Source organism: Pseudarcicella hirudinis, assembly GCF_900115665.1.
GTDB lineage: Bacteria > Bacteroidota > Bacteroidia > Cytophagales > Spirosomataceae > Pseudarcicella > Pseudarcicella hirudinis.
Genome location: NZ_FOXH01000007.1, coordinates 113,929 through 125,868 on the forward strand (window position 1 = coordinate 113,929; position 11,940 = coordinate 125,868).

Annotated in this window: 8 protein-coding genes; 4 read left to right on the plus strand and 4 right to left on the minus strand. The window is 38.7% G+C overall.

Annotation, left to right across the window (positions count from 1 at the left end; all coding sequences use genetic code 11):
• The first annotated feature begins 89 nt into the window (after positions 1–89).
• A complete protein-coding gene (locus tag BM179_RS13745) occupies positions 90–1,046 on the plus strand; it encodes a DUF8428 domain-containing protein (protein ID WP_143095229.1) in 957 nt (318 codons plus the stop codon).
• A gap of 330 nt (positions 1,047–1,376) precedes the next feature.
• Positions 1,377–2,351, plus strand: coding sequence for a DUF8428 domain-containing protein (locus tag BM179_RS13750; RefSeq protein WP_092017721.1), 975 nt, complete (start codon positions 1,377–1,379; stop codon positions 2,349–2,351).
• Positions 2,352–2,496: 145 nt separating this feature from the next.
• On the opposite strand, the gene BM179_RS13755 is transcribed toward BM179_RS13750, so the two are convergent.
• The gene (locus tag BM179_RS13755; protein ID WP_092017722.1) at positions 2,497–7,050 is read right to left on the minus strand and encodes a translocation/assembly module TamB domain-containing protein; all 4,554 of its coding nucleotides are present in this window, start codon (positions 7,048–7,050) and stop codon (positions 2,497–2,499) included.
• Positions 7,051–7,176: 126 nt separating this feature from the next.
• Here BM179_RS13755 and tsaD point away from each other — a divergent pair, with 126 nt between their 5' ends.
• Positions 7,177–8,175, plus strand: coding sequence for a tRNA (adenosine(37)-N6)-threonylcarbamoyltransferase complex transferase subunit TsaD (gene tsaD, locus BM179_RS13760; protein WP_092017723.1), 999 nt, complete (start codon positions 7,177–7,179; stop codon positions 8,173–8,175).
• 3 nt (positions 8,176–8,178) lie between these two features.
• Here tsaD and BM179_RS13765 read toward each other — a convergent pair whose 3' ends face one another.
• Positions 8,179–8,760, minus strand: coding sequence for a hypothetical protein (locus BM179_RS13765; RefSeq protein ID WP_092017724.1), 582 nt, complete (start codon positions 8,758–8,760; stop codon positions 8,179–8,181).
• 63 nt (positions 8,761–8,823) lie between these two features.
• Here BM179_RS13765 and BM179_RS13770 point away from each other — a divergent pair, with 63 nt between their 5' ends.
• On the plus strand, positions 8,824–9,876 hold the full coding sequence (locus BM179_RS13770) for a DUF3500 domain-containing protein (protein ID WP_092017725.1): 1,053 nt from the start codon (positions 8,824–8,826) through the stop codon (positions 9,874–9,876).
• Positions 9,877–9,943: 67 nt separating this feature from the next.
• On the opposite strand, the gene BM179_RS13775 is transcribed toward BM179_RS13770, so the two are convergent.
• The gene (locus BM179_RS13775) at positions 9,944–11,224 is read right to left on the minus strand and encodes an adenylosuccinate synthase (protein WP_092017726.1); all 1,281 of its coding nucleotides are present in this window, start codon (positions 11,222–11,224) and stop codon (positions 9,944–9,946) included.
• Positions 11,225–11,413: 189 nt separating this feature from the next.
• Positions 11,414–11,911, minus strand: coding sequence for a Fur family transcriptional regulator (locus tag BM179_RS13780; RefSeq protein WP_092017727.1), 498 nt, complete (start codon positions 11,909–11,911; stop codon positions 11,414–11,416).
• Positions 11,912–11,940 lie beyond the last annotated feature (29 nt).

Here is an 11,940-nt window from a genome sequence, read left to right on the forward strand (position 1 = left end):
TTATCAGCATATTAAAGCCATTTCCCCTGATTATCCGGTTGCAGAATTTCCTGGTTTCAGAGGCATTTAAACAAACTAATATTTAATTTATGAAACCCGTAGTACAGCCATATAGCAACCTAATTTTCAAAGCGGGCTTTGGTCTTATGACTTTACTGGCAGCTGTTTTAGGTTACTCTTTATATGACGCCAAGACTGTCAATGAAAATCAGCAAGCTGTAATAAATGCAAAAGTAGAAGAGTTAGCTTCAGCCAGAGTACGACTGGATTCTATCGGGTTACAAATAGATTCCAAGATTGCTGAAATCAAACAATTGGGTGGTAAAATTGAAGAACTTGAAGCGACAAAAGCTCAGCTTGAACAGGATAAGGATGGTCTGAAACAGGTAAATAGTTTTTCAGCCCGTAAATACGAAACCAAGATCAGCAATTACATTGCGCTGCTTACAATCAAAGACGAAGAAATTGTAGAACTGAAAAAACAAAACGGGATTCTGGTGGCCGAAAACAAGAACCTCAGTACAGAAAACCTGACCCTTAATTCTGAAAATTCTACCCTTAAAGTTATTAAGAAAACCCTCTCCGACTCTGTTAGTCAATATTCCGTAAAAAACAAGGAATTATCTGCCAAGGTAAATATGGCAGCTTCCCTGAAAGCACAGGATGTACAGGTTTTCGCCATTTCTGCCAAAGGAAAACAACGTGAAACAGGTAGTTACCGTACTTACCAGGTTGATAAAATAAGAGTCAATTTCTCTCTTGCGACAAACCCGATTACCAAATTGGGAGAAAAGGTAATTTTTGCCAGAATTCTTGATCCGGAAGGAGCAATTCTTTCAGATAATGCGATGGGATCCGGGACGTTTAATCTTTTCGGAAAAGATGCCATTTATTCAGCCAAACAACAGATACAGTATTCCAATACCAATCAGTTTGTTGACATACTTTATGTAAGGGGCGGAGTAGAGTACAAGAAAGGACGATATGCTGTAGAATTGTATTCTGAAGGTTATAAAATCGGTGAAGGAAGTTTCGAGGTCAAATAGATAACCGTTCAAAATATTTATTACGAAAGACAGCTTTTCTCAGGGCTGTCTTTTGTTTTTTCCAAATCTACCGTTTACTCAATCAAAATAATTTCAAAGCAACAATAAAGCGTTTAGATGCGTTCAAATGGTAATTATTACACTAAAGTAAGCCTACCGTTCGCTCAATCATGAATTATACCATTGAATGTTTGAATGAAAGCCATTTAACTTTGTGTCGAAATCTATCTTATACTATCCCTTACCATTAATCTTGATTTATGCCAACTTTTACTCACGAAATCGCGTGAATTGAAATTCATTTATTAACAAAAACAGACAGGAGCAATAATGGAAACGAATCAACCCAACAACAACAATGGTGCATTAAAAGCAGCACTTGCTGTAACTTTACTTTTACTGGGTTTTCTGGGGTATCTTCTTTACGACTCAAAGCTTACGACCGTCAATCAGGAACAGGTAATTAATCAGAAAGTTGAACAATTAGCTTCAGCAAAATCCAGATTAGACTCTGTTTCGGCACAATTGGATGCTAAAATTGCTGAGATTAAATCTTTGGGAGGTAAAGTTGATGAATTGGAAGCGGCAAAAGCACAACTTGAAAAAGATAAAATTGCCCTTAAAAAGAATTCTAATTTTTCTTCTGCCAAGTACAATGACAAGATTAAAAACTACATTGCCTTACTTGCTGAAAAAGATCAGGAAATTGCCCGTCTGAAACAGGAAAACGAAACACTTACTGCTCAGAATCAAACTTTGAGCCAGGAGAAGGAGAGTCTTTCCAGAGAGAAAGAAGGGGTAATTAAAGAAAATGATGGCTTAAAAACCGACAAAGAAAAACTTAATGCCACTGTTCAGGATTATTCTGCCAAAAACGAATTTTTGTCAGATAAAGTTAAAAAGGCAGCCGCTTTAAAGGCTGAAGGCGTGAAAGTTTTTGCAGTAACGTCAAAAGGCAAAACAAAAGAGAGCGGGAAATACAGAGCTAAAAAGGTGGATAAGCTTAAAGTAGTATTTAACCTTCCGCCTAATCCGGTAGCAGAAAATGATTCCAAAGAAATTGTGATGCGTGTACTTGACCCGGATGGTGCTGTAATTTCAGACAGCTCTATGGGTTCAGGAGTTTTCAATTTCAACGGAAAAGAGCTTGCTTTTACATCCAAAGAACAGATTTCTTATACCAATAACAACCAGACAGTAGAAATGTTGTATGCCAAAGGAAGTCCTTATCGGTCGGGTAAATACAATGTTGAGCTGTACGCAGAAGGATTCAAAATCGGTGAAGGAGGTTTTGTAATCAAATAAAATAATTCAACCTTGTCTCTTAAGACAAGCATTAGATTTCAAAAAGAGCGGGTCTGATTTCATGAAAATCAGACCCGCTCTTTTTGAATTTATATTCCGGAATTATTCAGCTTTTCTTCTTAATCAGGTCGCTGACTCCCCGGCCTTATTTGTTTACCTTCACAGATGGTGAAGCGCTCTCCTGCCCTCCGCCAGTGGCTGTTTGTTGCGGATTAGCTAACTGCACAATCTTCTTTTTGGGAAGGAAGAAATAGTTAAAACTCTTGGTATAAAGCAAACTTGCTCCCTGCGAAAGCGAAGTCTGGTAGGTATTTAACGAGCCTAAAATAGAGGTCTGAACATTTCGGTTATAGGTTTTCAAACGCAGGCTTCCATCCTTTGTAATAAACCATTCGAGCGCCAGATCTCCGATTAAAAACTGTGCACTTGCCTGGTTACGGGCATCTGTAAATCCTCCGCTTCTGGTAATTCTGAGCCTGTCGTTAAAATTATAAGAGAACCTTAGCTGAAGATTATTCATTAAATCCTGATTTAATCCTCCATTCAGCGAAAGGTCGATATTGAGGTTTTTATCAAGCTGAGAAGCCAGATTACTGATCTGGTTAGAGAGCAATTCCGTTAAATTGTTCACAAAATTGCTTAAAGCAAAAGCATTCGGATTGTAAGGCGAAATCAGTTGACCAACCAGAAGCATACTACTTACCTGACGGGTAAGCTCCTGATCGTCAGTCTTGATTTTATTACTGAAAGCAGTAACTCCACTGTTAAAATTAGAGTTCTGAGGATAATCTCTGAAAGCAAGGTCAAAACTAATCTGAGGATGTAACAATCGGTCTCTGAGTGCAATAATCACGTCAACGGGGTATCTCCTCTTAAATTCAGGCAAATTACTCTTATTGGTTGTATCCAGTAAAATCGGGAATAAAGAAGTGTATTGGGTATAGGCAGCTTTGATATTCAGCATGGCCTCATACGGATTCCCAGACCAGCTGATCTTGCTTCCTTTTTGTATGTTAAACTTCTTATTCAGTACATTCTGAAAGGTAAAAGTATAATCCCCGCGATCAATCTCATAGTCTCCGGTCATGGAGAAATCCCCTTTTGTATCAATTTTCAGGTTAATCAGACCATTGCCGTAAACCCGCATAATATCTCCGGTCTGCTTGTCAAACTGAACTTCCCCGTAGGCATCAGGAGTGAAATTAAAGTTAAAGTTCATTTTGATTCCACCATCTGCCACCTCTTCCTTTTTGCCTTTTTGAGAATCTGTTGAATCTTTTCTGATACTTTCGCTGACAAACTCAATTTCATTCTGCTCTACTTCCTGTGCTTTATCCAAAGGAATAAACAATCTTGTTCCACGATCAGTTCTTAAATCTGCGTCGATGGTTAATGCACTAAACGGTCCTGCTATGCTAAATCTTCCGGTGGCATATGCCGTTCCGTAATAAACATCATTGTCTTTCTTAAGAGTATTCAGGATCTTAAAGCGGTTCATATTCGCATCCAGTGATAAGGTAAAGGTTTTATCACCATCATAGAAAACCCCGCCTTTTAAACTGGCTTTATTCCCTTCTTCATCCGTAACCCTTAAGTTCTTGGTTATGATTTCATCGGTATCAAAAGAAATTTTATCTTCAAAATTGAGTGTAGTTTTAAGATAATCGAAGAATAAAGTCCCTTTTTTAACATCAATTGCTCCCTTCATAATCGGGTGTCTCAAGGTTCCTGAAATATTGATACCACCACTGGCTGTTCCGCTGAATTTTGAGAAAATTCCTTTCGTAAAAGGCTCAAGAATTTCCAGATTCGTCTGATTCAGCGTGGCAAGCATATCAAGGGTATTTTCCGTTTTTTTCGGATCATAAATCCCTTTAAAAGTCAGAATCTCATTATTCAGGCGTTCCACCCGGTAATCCACATTCAACAATTGTCTCTGTTCATCATAAATCCCCTCTCCGTAAATATTACCAATCAGATAATTGTCGATTTTAAAACCATCCAGTTTCAAATCACTGTCGATATTGATGTTTTTATAAACGTCCTTCAGGTCCACTTTGGCATTTACCTGACCTTTCAGATTCAGCGAGATAATCGGGGCAAGTGTTTCCAGATTGAAATTAACGGCCTTGAAATTAATGGACTTAAGAGAATCCGGAGAAACAGTTCCGTTAAGAGACAATACCTGATCGTTATTGGAAAGAATCAAATCCTTAGAGCTGACTTCCTTACCGATAATCGTAATCAGGTTATCAGGATTAATTTTCCAGTCCTGGTCAAGCAATCTGAATTTTGATCGCTTAAACTGAAGCTCCAGACCATCCTGGATAATCTTTAATGTTCCGTTAAGATTGGCCTTGTTAGATTGTCCCATTTGTTTCAGTCCGCTGGTAAAACTGATTTTATCATTCTCCCAGGAAGCTTCCAGCTCAAGGTTTTCAGTAGGCGCAAAAATATTGAATTTCTGGTTTTTAGAGTTAAAAACCAATGAAGCAAGTACTTCTGGATTGTTATAATATTTTGAGGTATTGAGGTCTAATTCAGAATTATAGAGTTTGTAATTACCCAATACTAAAGTATCAATCTTCGAGTTGAGATTAAATTGAGAAGTATTCCCTATGCCAAAATCACCTGAAATTACTGTTTTTTTCGAAACATGGCCTTCCGGATATACCAATGCTAGTACGGGGTCAAAGTTTTTCAGATTAAACCGGTAATCAATCTTGTAAAACTGAGCGGGAAGACTGAGCTTTTTCAGATAATATTCATCCCGTTCTCTGGAATCCCCGAGGAAAAACAATTTATATTCTCCAACCAGTTGCTTTAAATCCTGAATAACTTTAGTTGGCAGAAATTCACCTGAAAAATGGGCATTCATCAGATCCGAACGTATTCTGATATCTCTCTGACGATCGGCCCGCTGTGAAAGCAGAGAAAGTGAATCTAAAATCAAATTTCGCTGATCCAGGCTTACATAGGTATTCAGAAAATCGGCTCTTCCTACAATATCATCCAGCTTACGCCCCTGAAACTGTACATTCATTTCACTCTGAACCCGGAGATTCTGGTCTGTAAACTTAAGGGCTTTAAGGTTTGCTTTAGAAAGTTTTCCTTTCAGGTCAAAATAGTCACGCTTATTCCGAAGATCCACTTCTCCGGAAAGATCAAAAACCAGGTTTGTATCTTTTACAGCAACCCTCCCGTCAAAAAGCTCTTTTTGCAAGGTCCCGTCAACATAAATATTTTTGTAAGGATAACCATTATAGATCAGTTGCCTGATGGATCCGTCAAAGTTCAATACAGCATCCTTCACAGAAAAGCCCTTCCCGATGATATTCCCCGACATATCCACATTTCCCACAATTTCATCGCTTTCCAGTACTTTCCCTAACTTGAAATCGGTCAATGTTACCTTACCGTCATACAATGATTTCGAAGAATTCTTTTCCAGCTTCATCGTCACATCCGCATCAACAGTTCCGAGGTCAGATAACAGGATTCCCTTCGTTTTAAAATTGGAAGGAGTTCCGTTAAATGTGCCGTCAAATGAAACATGTCCGAATTTGGAAATTGCTGCTGTCGGATCTTTTCCGATAAAAATTTCCAGATCTGCGACCTCAAAATATGACTTTTTCATATTGAGATCCATCACAGTTTTAGGAATATCCGGCAGCCCTTTGAAGGCAAAATCGCCATTTAATTTACTTTTTTTACCAAAATACAGTTCAAAGTCTTTCAGTTTAAAATCGTTCACTGTTCCATCAAAATGTCCGTTCAGGTGATAAACTCCTTTAAAACCATACATGTCATTCACAAAACGGCCCAGATCTTCAGAGCGAACAACCGTACTGTCAAAATTGGCACGCATTCTTACAAGTTCATTCCAGTGTTTAAAGTCCTTCTGGCTTCTGAATGACATATAAACCTGGTTCTTAAGTACAGAATTATTGAACTGAAGCAGTAAATCATCAAATCTCATCTGGGTATCAGAAATCAAAAATCTGGTATTCAGTTTTCGGATTCTTGTATCAGATATTTTATCATATCCTCTGAAATTGACTGTTTGCAGGGAGACGGTATCCTTGATCAGCAGGAAGTTTTTTATATTGGTATTCAGTTCATGAAAAGTAAAATGATTATGATCGAACGATTTTTTGTCATTCATCGGTTCAATCTGCTGGTCATTAAAACTGAATATCCCATCTACAATTTCCGCTTCATCTATGGTAAAAAGTTGCCCTCTGTAGTTCTTCGGATGCTTTTTAGGTATTTCCGGGGCAGTTAAAACATTTATTCTTCTGATAAATTCATCAATATTCAGCAAACCCGTTTTCTTATCAATCACCAATACAATTTTAGGGTGATACAGTCTGGCATAATCCAGGTTCAGGTTAACGCTGTCGGTCAGGTTTTTTAATTTAAAATTGACATCCAGTTTTTCAATATTAATCATTTTGAACCCGGCCGGGTCGTCCACCCGTACGCTTTCAAGGGTAACTTCATCAAAAAATTTAAGATGTACTTTGCCGATCCGGATGGGATATCCGAGCTTTTCAGAAATAATCGGAGCAAAATATTGAGCAAGTTTTGTTTGAACGGGAGAGGTTCTCAGCAGCACTATTCCCAAAACAGCCAACAGTAAAACACCCACTATTGAATAGAGGATGGTTTTTGTAAGTATTTTGAAAAATTTCAACATTTAGTAATTCATTCCTGTCTCGTCAGAAGTTGTTGGGGTTTGTATCGGAATTTGCATTAATTTTGCATCTTTATTGAAAACGGCAAAACTGAAATTTCCGGATAATAAGTTAAAAATCAACAACAAATGACCATTTTAGCCATAGAATCATCTTGTGATGAAAGCTCAGCGGCTGTAATAATAAACGGCAAATTACATTCCAACATTGTCGCCACTCAACTGATTCACACAGAATGGGGTGGTGTTGTACCTGAGCTTGCCAGTCGTGCTCATCAGCAGTATATTGTGCCGGTAGTAATAGAAGCACTCCAAAAGGCGAATATAACGAAAAATGACCTAAATGCCATTGCTTTTACCCGTGGACCGGGTCTTTTAGGGGCACTTTTGGTTGGTACTTCATTTGCCAAATCCCTTGCTTTGGGTTTAAACATTCCGCTGATTGATGTTAACCACATGCAGGCGCATGTTTTAGCACATTTTATTGATGATCCTGCTCCGAAATTTCCATTCCTTTGCCTCACTGTAAGTGGTGGACACACTCAGATTGTGCTGGTAAGGGCTCCGCTGGATATGGAGATTATCGGACAGACTCAGGATGATGCGGTCGGAGAAGCATTTGACAAAACAGCTAAGCTTCTGAATTTACCTTATCCCGGGGGCCCTTTAATTGATAAGAAAGCCAAAGAAGGAAATCCTGAGCGTTTTGAGTTTCCAATGGTTGAAATGCCTGGTTTGAATTATTCATTTTCAGGGATAAAAACAGCGTTTTTATACTTTCTGCAAAGAGAAACCAGGCAAAATCCTGATTTCATTGAGGAAAATATCAACGATATCTGTGCATCAATGCAGGCTACTCTTATCAGAATTTTATTGCAAAAGCTAAGAAAAGCAGCCAGACAATATAAAATCAATGAAATTGCCATCGCCGGAGGTGTTTCAGCCAATTCAGGATTGAGAAGCGCTCTTCAAAAAATGGGAGAAACGGAAAACTGGAATATTTATATTCCGCAATTTCAATATTGTACAGACAATGCCGGTATGATCGCTATGGCTGCACATTTCAAGGCTGAGAAAGGAGAATTCTGTTCTCAGGAGGTCAGCCCTATGCCAAGAATGGAATGGTAAAACCTATGCTATTGCAAAAAGGCTCTTCAACGATGCCCAAAGCTGTTTTTTAAGATTCTGATTCGACGAAATTTCTGTCAGGGAATGAGCAAACAAAAAGTTTATTCCCTGGATAGAACGAATTTCATATGGAGTGAGCGGGATTTCCAGGTTAATCTTAAACAAGGAAACGCCAAATGTAACAAATTGATTGACGAATTTCTGAGACAAGACATTTTTTAAATCTGTTTGTCCGGTTTTACTCAAATCAATCAAATCCACTTTTTCTAAAGATAATCCGACGGCCCCTAATACTTTCGCCAGAAATTCAGCCTCTTCTTTTTCTATACTTTCTACCAGAATCAATACCTTCTGACTGATTTGCGGAATATTTACAGCTATTTCCACTACAGGCGGCTTCTCCTGAATACTTTCCACTGGCTTTTCTTCGGCAATAACTTCTTGTTTCGCGGGTTCAATAACCGCTACGACAGGATTAGAAATCAGTCCTGAAACAGTATCTTCCTCCTGTTTTTTTTCAGGGATCAGGTAAATTTCTTCCCCGGTAAAAAGTTGTTTTAAAAAGATTGAATCAACATGAGCCATAATTTTCCCGGAAAAATAATATTTTAGTGCAAATTAGCCCTATTTACAGCCTTATTTACTTAAATGAAAACAAATTTCGGAATACTCATGCGAAAACTATCTTTTTTAACCATTCTTTTTTTCCAGATTACCCAATTATTCGCTCAGTCAGGTCTGACAAAGAATCAGGAAAATATTAAACTGGTAAACTCTTTTCTATCAAGTCTGAGTCCTGATATTAAATCTAAAGTTTTGCTGCCTTTTGAGGGTACTGAACGCCTCAGATGGTCTAATCTTCCTCAGCAGTCTTATCAGAGAGCCGGAGTAAAATGGAATACCCTCAGTAATGAGCAAAGAAGAGCTATTCATACCTTATTGAGGTCGATGTTAAGCACGGAAGGTTATCTTAAAGCAGTCGGGATTATAGAAACGGATGAAATCAGAGGTGAAATTATGAAAAGTGAGCAAAATCGTGATGCTCACAATTACAGTCAGAATAACTATTTTATTGCGGTATTCGGAGAGCCTTCGTTAACACAGCCCTGGGGCTGGAAATTTGAAGGTCATCATTTGTCACTCAACTTTACCTTTACGAAAAATGGTATCTCCTGTACACCGCTTTTCACAGGCATGAATCCGGCCGAGGTTCTGGACGGACCACTTGCCGGAAGACGTGTCATGGCAGTAGAATATCAAACTGCTAAGGATTTACTCGCTTCCATGTCAGAAGCTCAGAAAAAGCAAACGGTAATCAGTGCAAAAATGCCGGATGATGGAAATAATGGTCCCGATGTTACGGCAAGAACAGGTAATGAACCCTTTCTGAAAACTTTTGAAGGAATCAGTTACAAGGAAATGACGGCAACTCAGAAAGGCATGATACTACAATTGATCAACGCCTGGGCAGGAAATGTTACACCGGAACTGGCAAAGCAAAAACTGGAAAAACTTCATAAAACAGATTTGGACAACATTCATTTCTCCTGGTACGGAGATACCGGTGATAAAGCTTTTTACTACAGAATTCATGCTCCGGGGATGATTATTGAATTTTCAAACAGACTAAGTGAGTCAAATCATATTCATTCTGTCTGGAGAGATCTGGATGATGATTTCGGGAAAGATTTGATAAAGTAACAGGTGATAAACAGAGAAAGGCAGCCGGGTGTCTGGCTGCCTTTCCTGCTACTGAGCTAATGTTAAATTAAGCCAAAGCTCCTCTCAACACACACTCATCACGATCCGGACCTGTTGAAATGAAGTTGATTGGTAAACCTAACTTTTCCTCAAGGAATTTAATGTATGCAGTCAATTCGGCAGGAAGACTTTCAAAGGTTCTCAATCCTTCCAAAGAAGTATTCCATCCTTTCAGAGTTTCATAAACCGGTTCAACCTTCTCATCTGTCAGGTCATAAGGCAGGTTTTGGGTAATTGTACCATCCTGCAATTTATAAGCTGTACAAATGTTAATTTCTTCAAAAATATTCAGCACATCCACTTTCATCATAACCAGCTGAGTAACTCCGTTAATCATCATGGCATATTTCAAAGCAGGCAGGTCAATCCATCCGCAACGGCGTGGACGGCCGGTTGTTGAACCAAACTCACGTCCTTCCTGACGCATACGTTCTCCTACTTCATCCAATAACTCAGTCGGGAAAGGCCCTGATCCTACGCGGGTCGCATAAGCTTTAAAAATTCCGTAAACTTCACCGATGTTCTTTGGAGCAATTCCTAAACCTGTACAAGCTCCTGCTGTTACGGTATTGGAAGACGTTACAAAAGGATAAGAACCGAAATCCACATCCAGTAATGAACCTTGCGCACCTTCTGCTAAAATAGTTTTTCCGGCATCAAGCGCATTATTTACAGAATATTCAGAATCTACCAAAGCAAATTGCTTCATAAACTCAACTGCTTCGAAAAATTCTTTCTCAGCCTCTGTAAGGTCATATTCAAACTGATACACATCAAGAATCCCTTTATGACGTGCTACCAATCCATCATATTTCGCTTTAAAATTCGGCGAAATCATATCTCCTACTCTCAAACCCTGACGGGAAATTTTGTCAGTATAAGTTGGTCCAATGCCTTTGAGGGTTGAACCGATTTTTGCATCACCTTTTGCTTTTTCGTAAGCTGCATCCAATAAACGGTGAGTAGGAAGGATGATTGAAGCCTTTTTAGAAACCTCCAGATTTTTCTTTAAATCCAGGTTATACTTTGCTAATCCTTCAATTTCTTTTTTGAAAATGATAGGGTCAAGAACCACACCATTTCCGATAATGTTCTGTACTTCCTGGCGGAAAATTCCGGAAGGAATCTGATGCAAAACATGCTTAAAACCATCAAATTCGAGCGTATGCCCAGCGTTTGGCCCACCTTGAAAACGTGCAACAACCTGATATTTAGGAGCTAAAACATCAACTATTTTGCCCTTACCTTCATCGCCCCACTGCAAACCCAACAATACATCTACTGCCATTTTTAATTTTGAATTATGAATGATTAGAATAAAACCGAAGCCACAGGTCTTTACCCGTATATGTCGTTTCGCAGATTTAAAGAGCGAATGCCCTGCCACGAACTGAATGCAAAGATAAACAAACTTGCATGAAAAAACCCCGCAAGGATTTTTATTTCTTACGGGGTCAGTTGTCTTTCACGACTATAATTATTCTCTGCCAACTATTTCTCGCTGACTTAACATTTCTTTTTTGTGTTCACAATCAGTCTTTGTACATGACCCGTAAAAGATCAGAGAATGGTGCATTACATTAAACTGCAGCATATCTCCGACCATTGATTGTATGGTTTGAACACGAGGATCACAGAATTCTGTTACATGATGGCAATCTGTACAGATCAGGTGGTCATGCTGACGGCGGCCGTACGATTTTTCATACTGGGCCTGATTTCTTCCAAACTGATGTTTTGAGACAAGGTCGCATTCAACCAGTACATCCAATGTATTATACACCGTTGCTCTGGAGACCTGATATCTCTTATTTTTCATTGAAATATATAATTCTTCAACATCAAAGTGATCATCTCTGAAATAGATTTCTTCCAAAATCGCAAAACGTTCAGGCGTTTTCCGAAGTCCTTTATTTTCAAGATATGCTGTGAAAATTTTCTTAACAGCGTCGTATGTAGCTTGGGTTGATGGCATTTTCTTCTGTGCAACTTAAATGATCTGAC

Excerpts from the sequence above, each read along its gene's own strand:
- BM179_RS13745 (WP_143095229.1), top strand. The coding sequence starts at position 90 with ATGAAACCCGTAGTACAGCCATATAGCAACCTAATTTTCAAAGCGGGC.
- BM179_RS13750 (WP_092017721.1), top strand. The coding sequence starts at position 1,377 with ATGGAAACGAATCAACCCAACAACAACAATGGTGCATTAAAAGCAGCA.
- BM179_RS13755 (WP_092017722.1), bottom strand. The coding sequence starts at position 7,050 with ATGTTGAAATTTTTCAAAATACTTACAAAAACCATCCTCTATTCAATA.
- tsaD (WP_092017723.1), top strand. The coding sequence starts at position 7,177 with ATGACCATTTTAGCCATAGAATCATCTTGTGATGAAAGCTCAGCGGCT.
- BM179_RS13765 (WP_092017724.1), bottom strand. The coding sequence starts at position 8,760 with ATGGCTCATGTTGATTCAATCTTTTTAAAACAACTTTTTACCGGGGAA.
- BM179_RS13770 (WP_092017725.1), top strand. The coding sequence starts at position 8,824 with ATGAAAACAAATTTCGGAATACTCATGCGAAAACTATCTTTTTTAACC.
- BM179_RS13775 (WP_092017726.1), bottom strand. The coding sequence starts at position 11,224 with ATGGCAGTAGATGTATTGTTGGGTTTGCAGTGGGGCGATGAAGGTAAG.
- BM179_RS13780 (WP_092017727.1), bottom strand. The coding sequence starts at position 11,911 with ATGCCATCAACCCAAGCTACATACGACGCTGTTAAGAAAATTTTCACA.